At 37.0% G+C, this 23,430-nt stretch carries 27 protein-coding genes and 1 riboswitch; of the genes, 2 read left to right on the forward strand and 25 right to left on the reverse strand.

Annotated features, from left to right (window positions below; translation table 11 throughout):
- Window positions 1-57 precede the first annotated feature (57 nt).
- The 15 genes from gorA to E0E02_RS07395 all read right to left on the reverse strand — a co-directional run bounded on the left by gorA (window position 58) and on the right by E0E02_RS07395 (window position 13,803).
- Entirely contained in the window at window positions 58-1,413 is a 1,356-nt protein-coding gene (gorA, locus tag E0E02_RS07325; protein WP_133018243.1) for a glutathione-disulfide reductase, read from the reverse strand.
- A gap of 13 nt (window positions 1,414-1,426) precedes the next feature.
- Entirely contained in the window at window positions 1,427-1,759 is a 333-nt protein-coding gene (locus E0E02_RS07330; protein ID WP_133018244.1) for a thioredoxin domain-containing protein, read from the reverse strand.
- 94 nt (window positions 1,760-1,853) lie between these two features.
- Window positions 1,854-2,177, reverse strand: a complete 324-nt coding sequence (locus tag E0E02_RS07335; protein WP_133018245.1) for a putative quinol monooxygenase — start codon at window positions 2,175-2,177, stop codon at window positions 1,854-1,856.
- A gap of 105 nt (window positions 2,178-2,282) precedes the next feature.
- Window positions 2,283-3,107 (reverse strand): ZIP family metal transporter, encoded by an 825-nt coding sequence (locus tag E0E02_RS07340; RefSeq protein WP_133018246.1) that lies wholly within the window; start codon window positions 3,105-3,107, stop codon window positions 2,283-2,285.
- 98 nt (window positions 3,108-3,205) lie between these two features.
- Window positions 3,206-3,970, reverse strand: coding sequence for an inositol monophosphatase family protein (locus E0E02_RS07345; RefSeq protein ID WP_133018247.1), 765 nt, complete (start codon window positions 3,968-3,970; stop codon window positions 3,206-3,208).
- Window positions 3,960-4,235, reverse strand: coding sequence for a UPF0223 family protein (locus E0E02_RS07350; protein WP_133018248.1), 276 nt, complete (start codon window positions 4,233-4,235; stop codon window positions 3,960-3,962). The genes E0E02_RS07345 and E0E02_RS07350 overlap by 11 nt, the downstream gene beginning before the upstream one ends.
- A gap of 69 nt (window positions 4,236-4,304) precedes the next feature.
- The gene (locus tag E0E02_RS07355) at window positions 4,305-4,709 is read right to left on the reverse strand and encodes a Spx/MgsR family RNA polymerase-binding regulatory protein (RefSeq protein WP_024344044.1); all 405 of its coding nucleotides are present in this window, start codon (window positions 4,707-4,709) and stop codon (window positions 4,305-4,307) included.
- 42 nt (window positions 4,710-4,751) lie between these two features.
- Window positions 4,752-5,684 carry a bifunctional riboflavin kinase/FAD synthetase gene (locus E0E02_RS07360; RefSeq protein ID WP_346503829.1) on the reverse strand — a complete coding sequence of 311 codons (933 nt, stop codon included), beginning with the start codon at window positions 5,682-5,684 and terminating at the stop codon, window positions 4,752-4,754.
- A 13-nt stretch (window positions 5,685-5,697) separates the two neighbouring features.
- Window positions 5,698-6,579 carry a tRNA pseudouridine(55) synthase TruB gene (gene truB, locus E0E02_RS07365; protein WP_133018250.1) on the reverse strand — a complete coding sequence of 294 codons (882 nt, stop codon included), beginning with the start codon at window positions 6,577-6,579 and terminating at the stop codon, window positions 5,698-5,700.
- 76 nt (window positions 6,580-6,655) lie between these two features.
- The gene (locus E0E02_RS07370) at window positions 6,656-8,017 is read right to left on the reverse strand and encodes a DUF438 domain-containing protein (RefSeq protein ID WP_133018251.1); all 1,362 of its coding nucleotides are present in this window, start codon (window positions 8,015-8,017) and stop codon (window positions 6,656-6,658) included.
- Window positions 8,010-8,249, reverse strand: a complete 240-nt coding sequence (locus E0E02_RS07375) for a DUF1858 domain-containing protein (protein ID WP_039698211.1) — start codon at window positions 8,247-8,249, stop codon at window positions 8,010-8,012. Before E0E02_RS07375 ends, E0E02_RS07370 begins: the two co-directional genes overlap by 8 nt.
- Window positions 8,250-8,336: 87 nt before the next feature.
- Window positions 8,337-9,674, reverse strand: coding sequence for a DUF2130 domain-containing protein (locus E0E02_RS07380; RefSeq protein WP_133018252.1), 1,338 nt, complete (start codon window positions 9,672-9,674; stop codon window positions 8,337-8,339).
- Window positions 9,675-9,746: 72 nt separating this feature from the next.
- On the reverse strand, window positions 9,747-10,343 hold the full coding sequence (locus E0E02_RS07385) for a restriction endonuclease subunit S (RefSeq protein ID WP_133018253.1): 597 nt from the start codon (window positions 10,341-10,343) through the stop codon (window positions 9,747-9,749).
- Between the two features lie 111 nt (window positions 10,344-10,454).
- Window positions 10,455-13,091, reverse strand: a complete 2,637-nt coding sequence (locus E0E02_RS07390) for an FtsX-like permease family protein (RefSeq protein WP_133018254.1) — start codon at window positions 13,089-13,091, stop codon at window positions 10,455-10,457.
- Window positions 13,092-13,101: 10 nt separating this feature from the next.
- The gene (locus tag E0E02_RS07395; RefSeq protein ID WP_093814574.1) at window positions 13,102-13,803 is read right to left on the reverse strand and encodes an ABC transporter ATP-binding protein; all 702 of its coding nucleotides are present in this window, start codon (window positions 13,801-13,803) and stop codon (window positions 13,102-13,104) included.
- 146 nt (window positions 13,804-13,949) lie between these two features.
- On the opposite strand from E0E02_RS07395, the gene E0E02_RS07400 reads away from it, so the two are divergent.
- Window positions 13,950-14,498: a TetR/AcrR family transcriptional regulator gene (locus tag E0E02_RS07400; protein ID WP_133018255.1), complete on the forward strand. Its 549-nt coding sequence runs from the start codon at window positions 13,950-13,952 to the stop codon at window positions 14,496-14,498.
- 44 nt (window positions 14,499-14,542) lie between these two features.
- On the opposite strand, the gene tpx is transcribed toward E0E02_RS07400, so the two are convergent.
- The 10 genes from tpx to thiW form a co-directional block, all read right to left on the reverse strand.
- On the reverse strand, window positions 14,543-15,034 hold the full coding sequence (gene tpx, locus E0E02_RS07405) for a thiol peroxidase (protein ID WP_133018256.1): 492 nt from the start codon (window positions 15,032-15,034) through the stop codon (window positions 14,543-14,545).
- A 115-nt stretch (window positions 15,035-15,149) separates the two neighbouring features.
- On the reverse strand, window positions 15,150-15,791 hold the full coding sequence (locus E0E02_RS07410) for a DNA alkylation repair protein (RefSeq protein ID WP_081340999.1): 642 nt from the start codon (window positions 15,789-15,791) through the stop codon (window positions 15,150-15,152).
- A 134-nt stretch (window positions 15,792-15,925) separates the two neighbouring features.
- A complete protein-coding gene (locus E0E02_RS07415) occupies window positions 15,926-17,206 on the reverse strand; it encodes an O-acetylhomoserine aminocarboxypropyltransferase/cysteine synthase family protein (RefSeq protein ID WP_133018257.1) in 1,281 nt (426 codons plus the stop codon).
- A 111-nt stretch (window positions 17,207-17,317) separates the two neighbouring features.
- On the reverse strand, window positions 17,318-17,950 hold the full coding sequence (thiE, locus tag E0E02_RS07420) for a thiamine phosphate synthase (protein ID WP_133018258.1): 633 nt from the start codon (window positions 17,948-17,950) through the stop codon (window positions 17,318-17,320).
- Window positions 17,943-18,740, reverse strand: a complete 798-nt coding sequence (gene thiM, locus E0E02_RS07425) for a hydroxyethylthiazole kinase (protein WP_133018259.1) — start codon at window positions 18,738-18,740, stop codon at window positions 17,943-17,945. The genes thiE and thiM overlap by 8 nt, the downstream gene beginning before the upstream one ends.
- Window positions 18,741-19,538 carry a bifunctional hydroxymethylpyrimidine kinase/phosphomethylpyrimidine kinase gene (thiD, locus tag E0E02_RS07430; RefSeq protein WP_133018260.1) on the reverse strand — a complete coding sequence of 266 codons (798 nt, stop codon included), beginning with the start codon at window positions 19,536-19,538 and terminating at the stop codon, window positions 18,741-18,743. It abuts the gene before it with no gap.
- Complete coding sequence (gene tenA / locus E0E02_RS07435) at window positions 19,531-20,211, reverse strand: thiaminase II (RefSeq protein WP_133018261.1); 681 nt, start codon at window positions 20,209-20,211, stop codon at window positions 19,531-19,533. The genes thiD and tenA overlap by 8 nt, the downstream gene beginning before the upstream one ends.
- Window positions 20,204-20,887: an HAD hydrolase-like protein gene (locus E0E02_RS07440; RefSeq protein ID WP_240789024.1), complete on the reverse strand. Its 684-nt coding sequence runs from the start codon at window positions 20,885-20,887 to the stop codon at window positions 20,204-20,206. The genes tenA and E0E02_RS07440 overlap by 8 nt, the downstream gene beginning before the upstream one ends.
- The gene (locus tag E0E02_RS07445) at window positions 20,847-21,560 is read right to left on the reverse strand and encodes a class I SAM-dependent methyltransferase (RefSeq protein WP_133018262.1); all 714 of its coding nucleotides are present in this window, start codon (window positions 21,558-21,560) and stop codon (window positions 20,847-20,849) included. Before E0E02_RS07445 ends, E0E02_RS07440 begins: the two co-directional genes overlap by 41 nt.
- Complete coding sequence (thiW, locus tag E0E02_RS07450) at window positions 21,557-22,138, reverse strand: energy coupling factor transporter S component ThiW (RefSeq protein ID WP_133018263.1); 582 nt, start codon at window positions 22,136-22,138, stop codon at window positions 21,557-21,559. Before thiW ends, E0E02_RS07445 begins: the two co-directional genes overlap by 4 nt.
- 168 nt (window positions 22,139-22,306) lie before the next feature.
- A riboswitch (TPP riboswitch) is annotated at window positions 22,307-22,396 on the reverse strand.
- 137 nt (window positions 22,397-22,533) lie between these two features.
- Here thiW and E0E02_RS07455 point away from each other — a divergent pair.
- Window positions 22,534-23,397 (forward strand): Rgg/GadR/MutR family transcriptional regulator, encoded by an 864-nt coding sequence (locus E0E02_RS07455; RefSeq protein WP_133018264.1) that lies wholly within the window; start codon window positions 22,534-22,536, stop codon window positions 23,395-23,397.
- Window positions 23,398-23,430 lie beyond the last annotated feature (33 nt).

The raw sequence follows: 23,430 nt of genomic DNA on the forward strand, positions 1-23,430 counted from the left end.
GCATTCAGACAACTAAAAAGAAGAGTATCTCTATAGCTGAAAAAATCTACTCTTTGCTTATCTCATTGTAACGAACTCCTCAGCCCCTGTTGGATGGATGGCTACCGTATTATCAAAATCTTCCTTAGTTGCTCCCATTTTAATAGCTACTGAAAAGCCTTGTATCATTTCATCGACACCGTATCCGATTCCATGTAAACCAATGATTTTTTCTTTTTCACCCAGAGTAACCAATTTCATTTTGCTCGGCTGGCGATGATTTCCTAGTGCTGTGTACATCGGTGTAAAGTTTGAACGATACACTTTTACCTTATCTGCACCAAATTCTTCAATGGCTTTTTCTTCTGAATAACCGATTGAACCAATGGCAGGATGGCTAAAAATAACTGTTGCAACATCCTTATAATCCATTTTGGCATTTGGCTTATGGTTAAAGAGACGTTCTGATAGCTGACGACCTGCCTTAACCGCAACAGGTGTCAATTCGAGTTTCCCGTTAACATCGCCTAAAGCATAAATGCCTTTAACGCTTGTATTTTCAAACTCATCAGTTCTTATAAATCCCTTGTCGTCAAGTTCAACACCTGTTTTTTCAAGACCGAATCCAGAAATATTGGCTCGTCTGCCAATTGCCCAAATAACCGCATCAACAGTGTAACTTTCCCCATTTTTCAATACCAAGGTTAGAGAATCATCATCGTTCTTAATAACTTCCTTTGGAATTGCGTAAGTATGCAAGGTAGGACCACTTGCTGCCATGACGTCAACAAGCGTTTCAACAATTTCTTTATCGAATTTTCGCAAAAGACGGTTTTCTCGAACAAAAAGTTGTGTATCAGAGCCCAAGGCATGTAAAACACCAGCTAATTCAACCGCAATATAACCAGCTCCGACAACAGCAGTTCGTTTTGGAAGCTCGTCTAAGGCAAAAAAATCATCAGAAACCATACCAAACTGTGCTCCAGGAATATCTGGATACAGTGCATGACCACCTGTCGCCACTAAAATATGTGGAGCGGTATAATATTTTCCAGCAGCTTCAATTGTATGAGCATCTACAAATCTAGCGTATTCATAAACACGCTCCACACCATTACTATCAAATCCTCTTTCATAAGAGGCATGAATACGGTCAATGTAAGCTTCGCGATTATTTTTCAAAGTTTTAAAATCAAAACTTGTCTGCTCAAGATGAAAGCCATACTCAGCAGCGTAATTCGCTAATGTTTCCGCAACCTGTGCACCATACCACATCACTTTTTTAGGAACACATCCTAAATTAACGCAGGTACCACCGACTTCTTTACCTTCAAAAAGAAGTACTTTTGCTCCATGCATAGCCGCTCGATTGGCAGAAGCAATTCCACCTGACCCACCACCGATAACAATATAATCGTATTCTTTAACGTCCATGTAATCTCCTTGCCTAGTTTTTAATAAAGTCTAAAATTGCCTCTTCAGACAAAGATGAATCACAAACCACTCTTACATGACCGGCATTTGCGACCAATAAACCAGGGACTGTTGCGACTTTGTAAGTGTTACGAAGCTCCTCTAGTTCAGGAGTCGTATGATCACTGTTAATATAGTAAACAACTAATTGGTTTTCTTTAGCAACGTGAGAAAGCTTTGGCTCAAAACGTCGACAAAATGGACATGTCGGACGACCGATGAAAAGAATAAACTCATCAGCTGTTTGTAATTGCTCTTTGGCAGCTTCTACCGAAATATTTGTGAAATGTTCTGCAAATGTCGTCATAACGATACCTCCAAAAATCTTAACCTAATCATATCCTAAGACTAAATGAATCACAAATGATTAGCTTAAAAAAGAGCTCCAAAAGAAGCTCTTTTTATTTGCGAATGAATTCGCTGTCTACATCACTGTTATCTGAAAGATAGCGCTCAACTGTCATATGCAAATCATATTTGTCACGTAAGGCTGCTAATGTTGCCATCATAGGGGATGCATGGTGAGCATCAATCGCTTCTTGATTTTCCCAACTATCAATCAATAATAGTGTTTCAGGGTCATTTGCGGGAAAGAAATAATCATATCTGAGATTGCCTTTTTCAGCTCGAATGGCATCGGCTGTGCCAGATTTTTCCATCTCTTCCATGAATTTTCGAGCATTCCCATTAACGCCTTTGTAATACAAGTTTACTGTAATTGCCATAGCTTCACCTTTTTCCTTTCATGATTATTTTAATAAAAACTGTAAGTGTTTTCAATTATTCAACACAAAAAAAGCAAGCTCTTTGAGCTAGCTTTTGAAATGTCATTAGCCTAGGGCCACATCCATAACCATCATGATGACAAACCCAACCATCAAACCAAGAGTTGCTACATCAGTATTACCATTAGTCTGTGATTCTGGAATCAATTCTTCTACAACCACAAACATCATGGCACCAGCTGCATAAGCTAGGGCATAAGGTATGATTTGTAGCATAATAATCACAAGCGCTGCTCCTAAAACAGCCCCAATTGGTTCAACAATGGCTGACATTGCGCCAAGAAAGAATGCTCGAAAGCGAGAACTCCCATCAGCTCGAATCGGAATTGACAAAGCAGCCCCTTCAGGAATGTTTTGTAAACCAATCCCAATAGCAAGTCCCACAGCTCCAATAAGCGCAGCACTAGTCATATTACCAGAAGCAAGCGCCCCAAAAGTTACTCCGACTGCCAAACCTTCTGGAAAATTATGAATCGTTATGGCTAGAAAGAGTAAAGCCGTTTTTGAGAGTTTTTTCTTTGGTTGAATCCCTTCAGCTTCAGAAACATCTTTTCCCAGATGCAAGTGAGGGACCAGTGCGTCAATTAAACGAAGACTAAATGCCCCTAAAAGAAAGCCAACTGCTGCCGGTACCCAGGCTAAATTACCATAATCAGCTTTAGCATAAGCAAGAGCTGGGTCAAGCAAGGACCAAAAAGAAGCTGCAATCATGACACCTGCGGCAAATCCCATCATGATATCAAGCAATTTTCGGCTAACTTTAGTAAAGGAAAAAACAACGGCAGATCCAAGAATGGTACATCCCCAAGTAAAAAGTCCTGCTAACAAGGCTAAAAAGACAACATTTTGTGTCATTAGCCAATTCATCATAAACAAATCTCCTTTTATCGATATTATCCAATTAAAACGTCTTCTGTAAATTCATTCTTATTTTACCATAGGTGTAAAAGAAAAACCTAGTAAAAATACTAGGTTTGAGATAAATAAGTTTGTATCGTTGATAATTTTGCTTTTGGCACAAACATGACTTTTTGACGATGTGTAAAATCAGGTTCTTCACCGTCAATAGTTAACAAAACATAGCCGAGCTTCTCACCCATCACCTTAGCAGCGGCATAGTCCCAAGGTTGAATATATGAAAAGTAGGCCATCAATTGTCCTTCCATAACAGCTGCCATACTGATACCAGCACCGCCATAAACACGAACTCCCAAAGTTTGCTCAATCATATCATGAAGCCCATGATAATTATTAGCAAACATATTTGCATTGCATCCTACCAAGAAACGGTTCAATGGGCGATCTTGAAACGGTGGTAATTTTTGATCATTCATATAAACATCAAATTGTCCACCACCACAGTACAAGAAATCGTTCATCACATCATAAATCAAGCCAAACTGACCGACTCCATTTTCATAATAAGCAATCATAACAGCAAAATGTGTACCTTGCGCCACAAAATTGACAGTACCATCAATCGGGTCAAGAACCCAGACATTGCCATCTGTAATACTATGGTGGACACCATTTTCTTCTGCCAAAATATGGTCAGCTGGATAGACTTGCTTGATCTTAGCGATTAATAATTCCTGAGTTGCTTTGTCTAAATTCGTTACCAAATCATCAAAACGCGTTTTTTCTTCAATTTCGAGATCTTTAACCATATTAGACTTAATAAAGTCACCTGCTTCACGAATAATGTTTTTAGCAAATTGAAACTTATTTTCCAAGGGAAATGTATCCTTTCTCCTTTGCTTTAGCAGCTTTTACGGCTTGATAAGTCGAATAACCACTACTTTGTTGAAATTCGCGATCAATTTGTTTTTCTTGTGCTTTACTTTTTACAATTGTCTTAAAGGTTGCATAGCTATTTAATAAATCACTTACTGAAACTTTTGTTTCGTATGCGGCTTCAACTTGATTCAAAAAATGAAGCACTGATGCTATCTCTTCAGTGCTCCAAGACAAATCAAGTGGATAGCTGTAATTTTTCATACAATAATGTCCAAACTCATCGAAAACAAGTAATCTTTAATACAAGTAAAACCGATGAGTCATTCCTTTCTATCCTTCAATCTCTGCTTTAATTGTTGCCTCACGCAACTCTTGTTTGCGATAGTCGCGCGGTAAAAACGCACGAATTTCGTCTTCATTGAATCCAATTTGCATTCGTTTGTTGTCCAATATAATCGGACGACGAAGTAAACCAGGATTTTTTGCAATTAAATCAATTAAATCTGAAACAGATAACTCGTCAAGGTCAATATCCAATTTTTGGAAAACTTTTGAACGAGTTGAAATAATATCTTCTGTCCCATTTTCGGTGAACGCTAAAATATTCATCAATTCATCGCGACTAAGAGGGCTGGTAATGATGTTGTGTTCTTGAAATTTAACATCATGTTCATTAAGCCAAGCTCGCGCTTTTCGACAGCTCGTACAACTTGGTGACAAAAATAAAGTAATCATAAAACCACCTCTCTAATCTTCTTAACTTAATTATACAAAATTTTAAAAAAGTTTTCTATTTTTTCCCCAATTTTGGGCAAATTTTTTATCTGATTTTAGCTGTTCAACCAATTCTTCGGCTCCAGCGAACTTAATCATGCCTCGAATTTTATCTAACCAGATAATTTCGACCGTTTCGCCATAGATATCGTTTTCAAAATCAAAAATATTTGCTTCCAGTCGCAAATCTTGACCACCAAATGTCACATTTTTTCCGATACTTGTCATTGAGCGATAACGTTTTCCTGAAACGATAATGTCCGTCACGTAAACTCCCTCACCTGGAAGATAAACGCGATCTAAAACGGCAAGATTTGCTGTTGGAAATCCAATCGTGCGACCTCTAGCATCACCATGAACAACAATTCCTTTGGTTGAAAACTCATAACCTAATAGACGATTTACCTCAGAAACATTCCCTGATAGAATCTCTTGACGAATGCGTGAAGAGCTAATCTTTTCTCCGTTATCTTGAACTTCAGGAACTACAATAACATCGCCATCAAAAATTTCTGACAAATGAGCTGCATCTCTTCTATCGTGTCCAAACTTATAATCAAAACCAACGACAATAGTTCTTGCTCGCAAAGCTTTGATATAAGTGCTCAAAAATTCTTCTGACGGCACTTTTGAAAATGCTGATGTAAAATCAACTAAGTAAAGATCATCAACACCATACTCAGCAAATTTTTCGTAACGCTTTTCTGGTGCCGTTAAATTCAATAGTAATTCTGGTGTAAAACGAGCAAGAGCTAGACGTGGTGATTCATTAAAAGTCAAAACAGTTAAGTCTAGCTGATCGCGTTTTGCGATTGCTCTAGCTTGGTCAAACAGGGCTTTGTGCCCTTTATGCAGGCCATCAAAGTAGCCCAATACTAAAACACTGTCTCGAGTACGATCGATATCTCGAGCATCTTTTATATGTTGAATATTCATTTTTTCCATTCCATTATATAAACACTTTATTTGGTTTGTATAGGTCATCACGTGGAATTAGAATAGCAACAACTTTATCTTGATAGAAAGCAGCTAATTGTTCTTCAGTTCTATCTAAAGCAATTTTACGCCCAAATGAAATCTCTGTAACTTGATCTTCTGTCAAATCTACACGTGGCAAATCCATAACGCCATACTCGATTGGCAAAAGAAATGAAAAATCATCTTGCGCAACTTTTTCAGTGATTTCAGACAAAGTCAATGCATCTTCTAATTGGAGACCAGCTGAAGCTTGGCGCTCCAAATAAGACATATGACTAGCAAAACCAAGTGATTTTCCTAAATCAACTGATAAGGTTCTGATATATGTTCCTTTACTACAAGCAACTTCAAAGTCAAAATAACAACAATCATCTTTGAATTCTAACGGGCTTGTACGTTTAAAATCATAAATTGTTACCTGACGTTTGGGACGTTCAACGTCTTGTCCAGCACGAGCATACTCATATAAACGTTTTCCGTTGACCTTAACAGCTGAGTACATTGGTGGAATCTGAGTAATTTCACCAACAAAACCCGCCATAGCATGGTCAATGGTATCTTCTGTCAGCTCTGTTGAAACAGGAGTCTTCTCAACCACTTCACCACTAGCATCTTCAGTTGTTGTTGAAAAACCTAGGCAAATCTGCCCACGGTATACTTTTCCAGCTTCTGTCATATATTCAATCACACGTGTTGCTTTTCCGACAGCGATTGGCAAGACACCAACAACGTCAGGATCAAGCGTTCCACCATGACCAATTTTCTTTTCATGTAAAATTTTACGAAGCTTAAAGACTGCATCATGACTAGTCATTCCAGCTTCTTTTTTCAAATTAATAATTCCGTTAATCATAATTTCTATTATAACCGTTTTCAGTAAAAAAAGACAAGCTAAAACTTTGCATTGTTTTAACTTGTTTGAGTTTTTTTTAAATGTCGCGTTTGACATCACTGTCAATGTCTAAAAATTCTTGAATGTCTTGCACGTATTCTAAGACACCTTGGAATTCACCATTTTCATCACGAACGGCTGCATAGGTGATATGGATGAATTTCCCCATTTTTTCAGATTTAAACCACATGACAACTTTATCGCGTTCGCCAGAGCGAAGTAATTTGAAGACTTTTTTGACTTTATCTAACACTTTTGGTGGGTGGCAAAGTTCAACATTACGTCCAATTTGACTCGGTGTACGCTTAAACACCATTTTTTCTGGAACAGTGTTGTTATTAAAGTATTGGAAAATATCATCTTTGTTGACAAAGCTTATTTCCAAAGGTAGATGATTTAAAATCAAGTTTGCCTGCTCAACTGACAAATACCCGTTACCAAATGGCTGAGCAGTTGTACGATCAACAGCTGGCTTTTCTTTTTTAGGTGTAAAGCTGATGGTGAACTGACCTTCTGGCGTATCGATAACTTTCGTCAATTGATTATTATTCAATTCAGCACTAGTTTGACAAGAGTCATCAGAATTAACTGTTGCAGAAGCAGATTCTGGTTTCTCGCTTTCAAATGACTCACGTTTTGGTCGCCACTTAGTGGTTGGCTTAATGATAGCATAGCCGTAAGCATCACTTTCATCAGCAATAGCTAACCAATCATCTTGGGTAAGAGCTTCAAGAAGAATCATCAAGAGAATGGCTTCTTCTTTGAAAATCATTTCTTCAAATTCATGAGCAAAAGTTTCAAAGGCTTGTGACACTTCAGCAATTGATACTTCTGGCAACTTATCAACTGCTGCTTGCGCTTTTTTAAAGAGCTCACGAATATCATCATCAACACCCCACATGACACGTGGCGGAGCATCATGACCATGTTGTTCCATCAACGGGAAAAAGAGTTCTTCTTTACGCTTGTAATGGTTATCAAATTGCCCTAGCAGCCCCATTTGAAATTTCAAACCACGTAACAAATCATCACGAAAGTCTTCATTTTCAGGTTTCTCGTAGTTTTCGATAATACGGCGAATGCGCAACATAGCTGAGCGTAAAGCGAGATTTTCTTGTTTAAACACGTAAACAGGATGCCCTTCTTGTTCAGCATCTGGAACATCAACATCTGACACAGCTCCCTTAAAAAGGTTAGCGTGGACATTACACAAGCCCATCACATCCTCAAAAGTAATGCCTGTCTCATCTCCCATTAACTCATGCTCCATCATTGAAATCTCAAGCGCGGAAACACCTTTAAAGGTTTGATTGAAATCTTCCTGAACAGAGTCAGCATCCGCACCGTGATGCAAACGCAACAAAATATCTTTTAGTACTTCAATACGATTTTCAGTCATTGTTGCCTCCAATCACTTCATAACCGTTAAATTCAAGCACTTTTTGAATTTTATCAAGTGAGACATTAGCCAGTTTTGCTCCTGCTTTCAGAGAAGTCACTTTGCCAACGGTATTTAGCATAGTTACTTGCGCTAATGGTTTAAAACCTAAATCAACCAAAATAGCTTTAATCTCAGGGTGTTCTTTTACAACCTCAGCTACTGGTTTTGTTAAATCTATAATATTGTTCATTATAATAACCTCTTTTATTAGGGATAGGTTCATTATAGCACAAGAATTTTAAAACTGACTTCATCTGTCATAAAAGCTGACATCTTTTTAATCTTTCAGCGCTTCAAATTTTGCTCGCATTGTTGGATTTTTTCGGGTTAATTTTTTGACTGAAACGTCGTCAAGTTTATTATTAGCAAGGCGAAGTTGGTTTTCGCTTGTCGTCAAGAAACGTTTTACTTCTTCCATACGTCGGATTGATTTGTCAATTTCGTCAATGGCTTTTTTGAAGTTATTACTTGCTGAATTGTAGTTTTTCGCAAAAGCATTTTTAAAGGTTTCAAGGTCATCTTCAAAATGTGTAATATCGATGTTCTGTTCACGAACCAAGGCTAGTTCTTGCTTGTATTTAAGAGAATTAAGCGCAGCATTTCGCAAAATACCAATCAATTGGATGAATAATTGCGGACGAACCACGTACATTTTTTCATATTCATGGCTAACATCGACAATTCCGGTGTTGAAGTAGTCATTATCGGCTTCTAACATGGTAACTAGAACCGCATACTCACAATTTTTTTCACGTCGATCTTTATCTAATTCTTTGTAAAAATCTTTGTTTTTGTGTTTAGTTTTTGTCTCATCGGCTTCGTTTTTCATCTCAAACATGATAGATAGTATTTCAATACCATTTTCATCAGTTTCACGATAAATGAAGTCCCCTTTTGACCCACGGCTTGATACTTCGTTATCTTTACCGAAGGTTGCATTTGGAAAAGCATAGGCACGAACTTTATTAAATTCTGTTTCAGCATAAACTTCTAAGCTTTCGCCGATTGCCTTAGTTGATTGCTGAGCTTTGAAGTTTTTGTAGAATTCAACTTGTTCATTGGCAGCTTTCAATTGAGCTTCGTAGTCTCTTTTAACTGAAGCAAGTGATAATTCTGCTTCTTTTTCTTGGAGAGCTAATTTTGACTTAACATCATCACGTTCTTTTTCAACGCTAGCAACTGCTTCTACCAGACTTGTTTTATTTTCAAGTGATAGGCGCTCTAGTTGATTTTTAAGCTCAGCTACTTCTTTATCTTTTTCCGTTAAAGTTTTTGTTAGTTCCAAATCTTTAGCTGATTGGAAATTATCTAAACTAGATTTCAACTCAAGAATTTCTTGGTCTTTCTTGGCTAGTTGACGCTGATTTTCGAGCTCTAGACTTTGTTTTAACTGCTCTAATTGCGTGGTTAAATCTGCAATTTCTTTATCTTTAGCACTAGCTTGAACTTGCAAATCATTTTTTGATTTTTCTTCTAAAAGTGCCTTTTCTTTTTCTAAACGCTCATGAATTTCCTTGTCGAATTCGCTACTACGAACTTGGGCAAGCAACTGACTGTACTCTGTTTCATTAATGGTAAAGACTGTTCCACAATGGGGACACTTAATGTTATTCATAATTTCCTCGCTTGAATTTTATAATTACCCCTATTATAACAAAAAGAAGCCACAAGGACTTCTTTTATCATTTTAGAATAGATTCTTTGCAACATCATCACGAATATGTTGCCATTCTTGGTTTGCTCTAGTAATTTTTCGCTTGTAATCTTTCAAACCTTGTTCATATCGTTGAATGAGAAAAGCTTGTTTGAGTGGTTGAAGTTTTGGTATTTGAATACTAACAATTTTTTTCGTATTCAAATTCATTACATTTTTTCCGGTATTAGTTGTCTCAAGAAGTTCTTGACCTAACTCAGATTCTAAAAATAATTTGATATAAGTTCCTGATATATCAGCGGTCGGTCTTAACACGGTGATGTTAGCTGATGCAATAATTGCCCTATCTTGCTCATGAAAAACAGCGACTTTTTTTACTGTTCCTTTTGAGGCAATTAAAACATCTCCATCTTCTAAAAGGTAACGTGAGATACTGTCTTGTTCAGCATCAATCTTTTTCAAATGGTCGTAATCAATACCAGTCTCAGTCATATCACTTAAGTTAACAACCGATACATTTCCTGTATCTCCTAATTTTGAAACGGCCTTTCCTTTAAAATGCTCTGTTACGTCACTTAAAGAAACTTTGGCAATCGGATTTGCTTCATATTTCTCAATCAATTCACTCATAGCTATCTCTCCTTACATGTTAGTATTATAATACTAATCTGAACATTAAACAAGTTAAAAGAGCAGTATGACTACTGCTCCCCTACTATTTATTCGAAATTTATCAAGAAATCAATCGACTGATTTCAAAGCTTCTAGCATATCAACTGTCTTGAGGATATGATTAACAAGCCAACCTAACAAGAATAGTATGCCAATAACAACGATGATTGGAATGATGTAAATTGATAAACCAACTTCGGTCCCAAACTTAATTGAATCTGAACCAATCATACTCATAATCAGTTGATGTAAGTATTTTCCACCAATCAATCCTACTACAATACCAATTAATGATAAACTAATGGTTTCACGATAAATGTACATGGTCACTTCATTATCATAAAATCCAAGAACCTTAATCGTTGATAATTCTCGAATACGTTCAGCCACATTAATATTAGTCAAATTATAGAGAATAACTACAGCAAGTAAAATGGATATGATGATTAGAATCGTCATTGCGCCATTAAGAGAGACAACGACTGAGTTAACATTCTTAATCAGTGAAGCATTTTGGCTAACAGCTGATACACTATCCATGGCTAATAATCTTGTAGACATATCTTCAATATTCTTACTAGAGTGATTTTTAAGCGTGACAAGGTAAGCATTATCTTTAACCCCTTCATCAAAGAGCTTTTCATAAGCTTTTTGTGACATAAAGAGATAGTGACCAACATTCATTTCAGCAATTGCAGAAACTTTAAGAGAATGCCTATTCCCATTTTGATCTTTAAAATCAAATGAATCACCAGCTTTTACGTGATATAAGTCAGCTAATTTTTCTGATAGGACAACACCATCATCTGTTAAGGTCAAGTCTTGTGCTGTTTTAGCATCTTTCAAATGAATAAAGTCACCAAAACTTTTACCTTGACTAACCAAAATTGAAATGTCTTGTTTATCAGTCAATCCAGAGATACTTTCTGTGACGTGTGATAAATATATGCTTTGGTATTTGGATACTTTTTTAGAATCTAAAACAGACATCAAGTCTTTTTGACTGCCACTATCGTCATTGGTTACCACAATCATGTCATATGGCATTAAACGAGAAAATTGATTATCAATAATTTTTCCTAATGACGATTGAATACCTAGTCCAGCAAATAAAAGGGCAACCGAACCGGCAACGCCAAATATGGTCATCAGCATACGTTGTTTGTATCGAAAAATATTTCGAGCAGTGACTTTATGTGTAAATGACAAACGACGCCAGATAAAACCGATACGCTCTAAGAAAATTTTTGAACCTTTAACTGGTGGTTTTGGCAACAAAAGCTGAGAAGGTTTCTCACTAAGCTCTTTTCTAGCAATAATAAAGGCCGGTAAAACGGCACTAACAAGAGCGAATACAATTGCAATCACCGTATACGACCAATAGAAATAATAAGTCGTACTTCCTAAAGTCGTATCACCTGTAACAATCTCAGCAATGACGCGTGACAAAATGTAATGCCCCGCAAAAATTCCCAAAATGGTTCCTGTCATGCTAGCAACAAAACCATAGATAACAAATTTCATAATAACATCACTATTGCTGTAACCAAGAGCTTTTAACACTCCTGAATTAGTGCGTTCTTCATCAACAAATCGTGTCATTGTTGTGAAAGTCACCAAAGCTGCGACCACATACAACACAACTGGAAAGACATTACCGATGCTACCAATACTTGAGGTACTAGAAGCATAAGTCTGGTAACCTCCTCCACCAGGGAAACTTGAGCGAGTATACGTTGTATAAGTCGGCTCTTTCATAGCATCAAGCTTCATTTTAGCGTCATCAAGTTGCTTTTCACTCTCAGCAATTTGAGCTTGGGCTTGATTGATTGATTCTTGTGCTGCTAATTGTTGCTCATTTGGTAATTGAGTGAGTAAGGCTTTTTGCGCTTCCAGTTGAGATTTAGCTGCATCGACCTTTGCTTGATTAGCATCAAGTGAAGTTTGCGTTTCTGATCTTAATTGTGCTAAACGCTGACTAGGATTATCAGAAAGCAAATCCTCTAGCGCACTTTCTTTTTTAGCTAATTTTTTCTTATAAGTCTCTGAAAACGGATTTAGATTTTTTAAATCATCATAACGAATTCTAGCAATCGTGTAAAAATCACTGTCAAAGGCTGATTCTGGAACGGCGGCATAGTATTTCAATACTCCGTTTCCAGCACTTGATGTTCCAAGGCTAGATTTTGAAAGAATCTCTGATGAATTGACAAAGCCAACAATTTTGAATGTCGTTTTTTTCAAAATACCTTGTTCGTCAGACTGCGTAAAGGTGATATTATCACCAAGGTGGTATTTCTTTTGCATGGTTGAAGCTAAGGCAATCTCATCAGTGGTTTTGGGATAGGCACCTGAAACTAACTCATATTTTGAAATGCGTTTGCTGTTTGAAAACACACGAATAGCATCATCGGTATTTTTAATTGTTACGTCTGTTAAATAACCATAGTCAACTGTACTATTTTTAATCCTAGTCAGTTCTTTTTGGTCATCATCACTAAAACCATAGCTTGCAATGACTGACAGGTCCGTGGTATTGTGTTTTTTCAGATAAACACTTGCTGTTCTTTGCATGTCAGGACCAGTTACTTTTAAGGCGACAAATGCAAAAGCCCCAAGCATCATCAAAAGCATAATGGATAAAAAACGACCTTTTGAACTTCCGATTGATTTTCTGATATCTTTCCAATAAGTCTTTTTTGACATACCCATCACCTCAATATTCTAGTGTTTCAATATCTTGAGGATGCTCATTAACTTCGATACTGCTTACCGTAGCATCGTGCATATGAATCACTCGGTCAGCAATTGGAGCAAGAGCTGAGTTGTGTGTAACAATAATCACAGTTGAGCCTTTATGACGTGACATATCTTGCAAAATTTTTAGAACTTGTTTTCCGGTTTGATAATCAAGGGCACCTGTCGGTTCATCGCAGAGCAATAATTTTGGATTTTTTGCCACCGCACGCGCAATTGACACACGCTGCTGTTCACCACCAGATAGCTGTGCTGGGAAGTTATTAAGACGTTTTCCAAGTCCCACATCAATCAAAGTCTGCTCGGCATCTCTTGCATCGCTAACAATTTCTGATGCTAACTCCACATTTTCTTTGGCGGTCAAATTAGGTACCAAATTGTAAAATTGAAAGACAAAACCGACGTCGTTACGACGATAAGTTGTCAATTCTTTAGCGTTGTATTTAGCGATATCAACCCCGTCAATCAAAACTTGCCCTTCATCGTTCGTGTCCATACCACCGAGAATATTTAAGACAGTTGATTTTCCAGCTCCCGATGCCCCTAAAATAATGACCAATTCTCCTTTTTCAATGGCAAAATTAATATCATTATTAGCCACAATTTCAGTTTCACCTGCTTGATAACGTTTATAAGAATGCTTCATTTCAATATATGACATGAGATTCACCTCTTTATTTTTTCTTAATTAGACAACTTGTTGATTTAATTTGGACTATATTATATAATTTGATAAATTATTAAACAAGGACAAAAATAGACAATCTGTTCATTTTAGACCAAGACTAAGAAAGGAGCTGATTTTTTATGGCCAAGCGACAAACAGAAACCAAGAACTATCTTAAGCAAGCTTTAGCTAAACTTTTGTTGGAAAAACGATTTGAGGAGATTAGTGTCTCAGATTTAACCAAAACTGCTGGCATTAATCGTGGAACATTCTACCTTCACTATGTTGATAAATGTGACATGATGGACCAACTAAAAAGCGAAACGCTTGATGAGTTATTAGCTATTCTAAATGACGACTCTCTTTTTTCTGATAGTCGGACTGTTATCATCCAGTGTCTGGACTACATCCGCAAGAATTTTGAGTTTGTTTATGCCATTTCAAAATCATCTTCTTCCGATTTTTCTAAAACTATCAAAGATTTTATTTACAGCTTTCTTTTGACTATCCCTGATTTCAAAGATATTCTCGTGAGCTATTATGAAATTCCTTATCAATATGCGCTTGAAGTTTATTTATCTTCCATTGAGAGTATTATCTCTCTTTGGGTAAGTAATGGTGGAATTGAAAGTTCTGAAGAAGTCACCGATATAATCCTTAAAGTTGCTTCGCTTGATAAAATGGTATGACAATACTAAGAAAATCTCACTTTAGTTTAAGTGAGATTTTTTAACTATAGTGAGTTTACGGCAGCAAGAGCCGCTTGATAATCTGGATCTGAGTTAACATTTTCCAAGTATTCAGCATAAACCAATTGATTATCCGTATTTAAAACAAGCACAGCACGAGCTAGAAGATGCCATTCTGCCATTAAAAGACCATAAGTCTTCCCAAATTCATTGTCATAGTAATCAGACAACATAACCGCTTGATCAAGACCTTCAACACCACACCAGCGTGCTTGAGCAAATGGCAAGTCTGCTGAAATCGTAATTACCACGGTATCAGACATAGCTGAAAGTTCTTTATTAAACGTACGTGTCTGTGTTGAACAAATCCCTGTATCAATTGATGGCACAACGCTAATTACTTTTTTCTTTCCAGCAAAATCAGACAAGCTTTTAATACTTAAATCAGATGCTCGCAATGAAAAATCTGGTGCTATTTCACCAATTTTTAGTTGTTTACCAATTAAAGTTACGGAATTTCCAAGAAAAGTTGTCATCGTTTATTCCTTCCATTTATGAGAGTTTTTTTGTTATTTGCAAGAAAAGAAAGCCTTTTACTCTCCTTTCATTTTACCGAAAAATCTCTTTTTAAACGAAGAATATGCTTGAAAGTTAAAGATACTTGCTTGCCTCTCTAACTGAAAGTGGTGATAAGTGCTCTTTGTTTGTCATGATAAACTGTCTAACCCAAGCAGCGTTAGTTTTTGACAAATCACGTAAAGCCCAACCTATGGCTTTATTGATAAAAAATTCCTTTGAACCTAGATTTCTCAGAAGAATCTCTTGGAGTAAATCAATCTTAGTCTGATCTTTTCTACCAAGCTGGTGAAGAATGGCTAGTCTACATAGCCAGATATTATCATCATGTGCCCACGCTTTCATCACCTTATCAACTCTCTCATCCGTTAATCCAATGCGACCAATAACAACGGCTAGTATGTCAATACTATCCCACCACTGTTTGCTTCTTGCAAAATATTCAAGCTTTTCAATATCATCATAAGTCAGAAATCTTTGCATCGTACGCAAGTAATCAAGAACCAAATACTGACACTCACGGTGGTCATCTTGCCAGACCTGCTTTAAAAAAGCCCAATCAAGCTTTTCTGATTTTTTCTCATTGGCTAAAAATGATTTGTAAAGTGCTCGGCGTTTTGGTGTTTGAATACCATAAAAAGAAAATCGATTTTTCATGTAGGCAGACATAACTTGCGCTTTTGCCGAATCAGCGTTTTCTTCAAATAATCGAGTCATTTCTTCAAGCTTTGACAACTTTCTTCCTCCTTGGAGTAACTAAGCTATTTTTCACTTTCATTCTATCAAAAAGCAGTCTGTTTGGCATACAGACTGCTTGCTTTTACCCTATGAACATCAATACGATTGTTTGATTAGATTTTTTCCAAAGCTAGACGCAAATCTTCAATCAAGTCATCAGCATTTTCAAGACCAACAGATACACGAATTTGATTTCGAGTCACTCCACAAGCTTTCAAATCTTCTTCAGAAAGTTGTTGGTGAGTTGTTGTCGCTGGGTGAACAACAAGAGATTTGGCATCCGCAACGTTTGCTAAATCAGAGAAGATTTCAAGGTTATCGATAAATTTATGCGCTTCTTCTTGCCCTCCCTTGATGTGGAAAGTAAAGATTGAACCAGCACCTTTAGGGAAATATTTTTGAGCCAAGTCATAATATGGACTTGATGGCAAGCTTGGGTAGTTGACCTTTTCAACTTTTGGATGGTTTGCCAAAAAGTCGACAATTTTCTTAGTGTTTTCAATATGGCGGTCAATACGAAGTGACAATGTTTCAAGACCTTGCAAAAGTAAGAAAGCACTAAATGGTGACAAAGCTGCACCTGTGTCACGCAATAATTGCACACGAAGGGCTGTGATAAAAGCTGCAGCTCCGATATCTCGAGTGTAGCTGATATTGTGATATGATGGGTCTTCATCTACAAATTGTGGGAATTTACCAGATGCTTCCCAATCGAAGTTTCCTGAATCCACAACTACACCTGCAATAGTTGTTCCGTGTCCACCGATAAATTTTGTCGCTGAATGAACGGCAATATCAACACCATGTGAGAAAACATTGATTAGATATGGTGTACCAAAAGTATTATCAGTTACCAATGGAATCTTGTGAGCATGCGCAATATCAGCAATTTTTTCGATATCAGGAATATTGATAACAGGATTTCCAAGCGTTTCAATCAAAACAAGTTTTGTATTATCCTTGATAGCTGCTTCAACTTCTTCAAGATTTGCCACATCAACAAATGTTGTTGTCACGCCATAACGCGGAAGAGTTTCTTTGAGTAAGTTAAATGTTCCACCGTAAAGAGTTGTCGCTGCCACCACATGGTCGCCAGCGTGAGCAAGCCCAAGAACAGCATAAGTAATTGCTGCCATACCAGATGATGTTGCGACTGCTCCAACCCCATTTTCAAGGGCAGCAATACGATTTTCAAAAACTTCTACCGTTGGATTCCCGATACGTGAATAGATATTTCCTGGTTTTTTCAAACCAAATAAATCTTCACCTTCTTGAGCATTATCAAAAACATATGATGTTGTTTGGTAAATTGGAACAGCACGAGATTTTGTTGTTGGGTCAACTTCTTGACCAGCATGCAATTGTAAAGTTTCAAAGTTATATTTTCGTGACATGGCATGTACTCCAATCATTAAATTTTCTGAATGTACATACAATTTTACACTCTTTTAAAAATATTGACTAATACTTATTAAAAAAGACTAGGTATAGTTTCAAACTATACCCTAGTCAAATGCTCTGGCAAATCGCTGAGTATCAAGTTCAACTTCTTTGGACTGAGCGATAGCTGAAATCACAGCAACACCATCAGCTCCAGATTGCCGAATAGCAGCTACATCACCAAACGTAATACCACCAATTGCCACAATCGGAATGTCTTTATCCAATTCACGCATTTCTCTCAAACCATTTAATCCGATTACTTGGCCAGCATCAGATTTTGAAGAAGTTGGAAAAATAGGCCCTACACCAATGTAATCAACAACATCAATAGCTGATAAATGATATTCTTTAGCATTTCCAACCGATAGACCAATCAACTTATCTGGAAACAACTTTCTAGCCTCACGAACTGGCATATCATCTTGACCTAGATGAACACCATCAACACCAATTTCTAATGCCAAATCAATATCATCATTGATGAAAAATAAAACGTGGTACTTACGACAAAGTTCTTTAACTTTTAAAGCAAGATCTTTTTTTTCTCGCCCAGAAAGTGCCCCTTGACCTTTTTCGCGAAACTGAAAGCAAGTTACTCCCGACTTAAAAGCTGCTTCTAAGATATCCAAAAATTTCCCTTTGGGGCAATTTGGCGTGCCACAAATAAAATAGACCTGTAATTGTTCTTTATTCACAATACACCTCAACTCTCTTCAACCGCTCAACATCTTGATTTGTGATTTTGCAAAGAGCATCTAAAAAAGCTATCTGAAAACTTCCAGGTAAACCATTGCCTGATGCAGCTTCTGCTAGCTCACCTGCAATATTATAGACTGAGACTGCTTCTTCTAAGCAAGCAAGTAAGTCACCTTCTTTAGCCAGTCCGATAAATGCTGCTAGTACAGCTCCAAGTAAGCAGCCTGTTCCAGTAACAAGAGGCATTAAGGAGCTACCATTTTTAAGGAGTTTAACGTGACCATTGACTGCAATGGCATCTGTTTTTCCTGTGATGACAACAGGAATTTCAAGTTTTTGATTGGCTAACCAAGCGAGGTGTCCAATATCATCAACATCAGCAGAATCAACGCCTTTACTTTTGACATTTTGTCCAATCAAAGCAGCAATTTCCCCAGCATTTCCGCGTAAAAGTGAAATCTTGTGATGGTTTAGTAAATCAGACGCAACTTTCTTACGATAAGGGCCAGCACCAGCAGCAACTGGATCTAAAACAGTTGGCACCGAATGCTTATCAGCAATATTCAAGGCATCTTTATAAAGTTGCCAACTTCCTTCTTGCAAAGTACCAATATTAACCAAAAGACCACTAGCGTTTGGCAAAAAATCTTCCAAATCTGGCTGATATTCACTCATGGCTGGAGAGGCACCAAGAGCCAACAGACCATTTGCTGAGAAATTCTTGACGACATTATTTGTCAAACAAATGGTCAAAGGATTATTCTCTCGTAAGTCATCTAAATAAGTCATTTAATCTCCTTTGTATGTGACGTGATTAACTGGACCATTTCCATGACCAAGTTCTGGAGCAGTTCTGATAGCTTCGGTGATAAAACGCTTAGCTGTTCCAACTGCTTCTTGAACAGAACGACCTTTGGCTAATTCTGCCGTGATGACTGCTGCATAGGTACAACCTGTTCCGTGTGTATGTTTGGTCGCAATGCGTTCAGAGGTAAATGTCTGCACTTGACCATTTTCTAAAAAGAGAAAGTCTTTAGCTTCATTTTGTAAATGGCCACCCTTGATGACAACATTTTTAACGCCGTATTTAGCTTGAATAGACTTTCCAGCTTTGAAAATGGCATCTTCGTCTTTTAATTCTTGTCCAAAAAGTACTTCAGCTTCTGGTAAGTTTGGTGTGATAATGGTTGCCAAAGGAAGCAATTTTTCTTTAAGAGCCTCTACTGCTTCTTGGCTAATCAAACGATCGCCACTTGTTGCTACCATGACAGGATCAAGGACGTAAGGACATGATATAGTATTCAAATACTGACTCACGCGTTCAATGGTTTCAACTTCCGCCAGCATCCCTGTCTTAATCGCATCTGGCTTAATATCAGAAAAGACACTTTTTAGCTGCTCATCAAGAATCATTTGATCAAGGTTACAAATAGCTTGAACACCTTGGGTATTTTGTGCAACTACACTGGTAACAACCGCCATACCATAAACCCCACGCGCTTGAAAGCTCTTTAAATCAGCCATGATACCCGCCCCACCACTTGGATCAGTTCCAGCAATTGTTAGAGCTACTTGTAATTTAGACATTTCTTACCTCCTCTGGCCACTCTTCCTGATCAATTGCCATTTGGAAAAAATTGCGTTCATGCTGACAACTTTCCAAAAAGACACGAATCATTTCTTTTCTTTTTTCTTCTGGTAGTTGACTACTAAATCGCTTTAGTAGGTCAAAATACGTCGGTAAACAAGCTGTTGCTTCGTCAGCTGCGTAAAACTCAAACCATGCTTTAAATGGATTATCACTTGCAACCTTACCAGTCTCAAGTGCTTTTTTAGCAACCTGCTGATAAATCCACGGGCATGGAAGCATAGCTGCCAAGATGTAAGCTGGATTATCTTGACTTAGCTGATAGTACATGTGCTTAATGTAATGGTCAGAACTTGGATACCAAGCCTTATCAGCAATAATATCATGATAATCTCTTCCAGCTGCTTTAGCTAAAATATGGTGAGCTCCAACCTCATGATTAAAAATAAAGTCAATCTGTCCTAAAAAGAAGTCTTTGCTTGCTTTATCGGAAATTTTGGCAAATAGCTGAGCATAAATATCAGCGAATTTTTCCAAATAAATAGCATCCGCTTTTAAGTAATGGCAAATTGCCTCATCAGACAAATTGCCCGCCATCATTTGCTTGATAAAATCATCTGCTAAAATCTTATCGATAAAGATTTGACTACGTTCTTTCATTTCATTAATCATTCATTTCTTCCTTTACTATTGTTGTGAATTCCTTTAAGTGACGAATGGTGCGAAATGCCTGCTCTTGATTGTCTTGCGGGTTTTCAGTATTTGACAGATAGACACCTTGAATGCCAAATTTTTGAGCTGTTTTTAAATGGCGCGTGCTATCTTCCAGATAAAAAATCGTCTTGTCAAATAAGGCTTCAGTTTCAAGTACCGCTTGATAAAAATCTTCTGTTTTATCAGGAAATCCTAGCGCAATACAAGAATAAATACCAGAAAAGTATTGCAATACTCCTGCCGATTCTAAACCGATTTTGGCTAAATCATCATAATTTGATGTGACTGCATAAATCAAAAAATCTTCTTCAGCTAAATCGGCTAAGGTCTCTACAGCTTGCGGCATGAGTGAAACCTTTTGATAAGCCTCTTCAAGTAACTGCTGAGTTTTCTTTTCTGGATAAGTCAAGTTTTCTTTGGCAAATAAAGCTGATAAATAAGCTTGCGACTCAATCATATTTAAACGCCAGAGGTGTTTTTTTATCGTTTGAGTATAGGAAATATTGGCTAAAGCCAAGACTTTCTCAATCACCTCATCCCACAAACCATAAGAATCAAAAATAACCCCGTCTAAATCAAGAAAAATAACACTTTTACTTTTGGGCAACAAGGGCAACATAGCCTCCTTTGTCATACCCCTCAATCGGTTCCTCCACAAAATCATTAGTATAGATAGGCTGAGCTGTAAGGGTTTGGAAATATCGAATATTTGTCATGCCAAGTTCATCTCTTAAAATCGCTTCTTTTTCAAGAGGAGAATGGAAAACAGCAGAGCGGACTAACTCGATTGGATAAGGAAAAGTTGGGGCAATTTTATGAAAAATTTCTTTATTATAACCACCAACATGAGCAGCAAATTTATACAAAATACCATAAGCACTCTCCACTGGAACATCCAACAAAATCAAATGACCTCCCTTTTTCAAAGCGCGATGGCAATTCTGGTAAGCTGACGATAAATCCTTGATATAACTCGAACAACCGTTTAAATAAATCACATCATAGGCTTCTTTTGACAATGACGTTGTCTCTGCATCCCCAATCTTGACTGTCATGCCACGTTTTCTAGCAATTGTCGCCATATCATTTGACGGCTCAACACCGTATTTAACCTGAATGTCGAATTGTCTATGCAAAGCTGATTCAAAAAGACCACTGCCGCATCCAATTGATAGAATGGTTTCTTTTTCAATATCATGTAAAGCTCGGTGCAACAGTTTTAATTCACTGGCAAAGACATTACTATTTGTCATAAACCATTGGTCATACGCGTCTGCGTAACCGTCAAACATTTTTGCATCTGTCATTGTAATCCATCCTCCTTGAGACTTTCTAAGGCATATAATTTTTTCAAATTCATGAAATGTGTTGAATACTTCAAGCCACGAAGCACAGCCATTGCCAAAAAGCCTCCAATCAAAGTCGCCAAAACAAATCGTGGGGTAAAAAAGACCAAAGATTCTGCCTGACTTGCTTTTGCAAGTAACTCGTCATCCCCATGAGCTGACATGGTCCAAAACCAAACCATAACTGGTGCAGAAAGTAGCGAACCAATAATCCCTGTTCCAAGAAGCTCTCCAAACCATGCCATGACAGGCTTTTTCGTTAAACGGTAAAAATAAGTGGCTAAAAAAGCTCCTGGGACAGATCCAATAATAGCTAATGGAGCTACACTAGCCACACCAGCTTGAGTTAAAATCCGCATAATAGCAACAATTAATGCCATAGCTACAGCATAAATAGGCGTCATGAAAGTTGCCGCAATGATATTCATCACACTGGACATAAATGCCATGCCTTCAATCCGAAACAGAGGTGTTAGCAAAAAATCCAAAGCAATCATGATAGCCAGAACAGTTAAACGATGTACACGATTATTCGCCATAAAAATTCCTTTCCTGACACTAACATGCACCAAAAGCTCACAGAAATAAAAAAACGCCATTTGAAAAATCTCAAATGGAGTTTATCTATTTAAAAACTGCGAAACAGCTCTTTTGACTTTACAAAAGAACTATCTTATATCGATTTTTGCACAACAAAAAAACAGCTTTTTGTTGCTTACACATTTCCCTTCGTCAGTTCTAACTGCATCAGGTTCAATGGGTATAATCTCAGCTTTTACGCACCCCAAATGTCTTATTAAATTTACAGAATAACTATAGCACATTCAAGTTGAAAGCGCAATAATTTTCAGAAAAATGACACAATTTTTGCGGTGAATTGATAAAAAAGAGGTATAATTTGTACAAAAGAATTTTTAATAAACTGGAGTAATAAATGAAATATTTAGGACAAGCCTTCAAAGAATTAAGAGAAGCAAGACATATTTCGCTAGCAAATGCTACTGGTGGACACTTCTCCCCTTCAATGCTCTCAAAATTTGAAAGTGGAAAAAATGACCTTTCTGCTCAAAAATTATTGATAGCTCTTGAAAACGCACATATTGAAATTAATGAATTTCTTTATCTAACTAGAGGATTTTTGAAAAGTGATTTAGTAGAATTACAAGAAAAAATCTATTCTTTAGAAGAAAAGCTTGATCAAGCTGGTTTACAGAAATTATATGAAAGTGAGCAAAATAAGCAGAATAATAGAGATACAAAGATGCTTTACACCATAATCATAAAAGCACACATGAAAGCCTTTGATGAAACAACAGAACTAACATCTGAAGAAGAAGCGTTCCTTTATAATTACCTTTTTAATACTGAAATCTGGGGAAACCATGAACTATCTCTATTTTCGATTTGTTCTACTCTGTTATCTCCTGAACTATTTACAATGTATGCTAGAGAGTGTCTCCGAAAAACTGATTTTTTAGGGGAACTAGGCGAAAACCGAAAAATTATTCATACAATGTTACTAAATGGTTTTATGCTTTGCATCGATGAAAATGATTTTATTAATGCTAATTATTTTAATAAACAAATCCAAAATCATTTTTACAAAGAAAGCGAAGCTTATTACCGTACGATTTATTTATGGGCAAAGGGCTTGTTTAATTATAAACAAGGACATAAACAAGATGGATTGAAACAAATGAATGATGCAATCCAAATTTTAAAGACTTTAGATTGCCAATCAGCTGCTGATTATTACTCTTCTGGAATGCAAAAAGTAATCAGCGAAAACTTAAATTGATTATAATATTGAATATATTCAAGAGCTTATATC

The organism is Streptococcus sp. KCJ4932, assembly GCF_004352745.1.
Classification (GTDB): domain Bacteria; phylum Bacillota; class Bacilli; order Lactobacillales; family Streptococcaceae; genus Streptococcus; species Streptococcus ruminicola.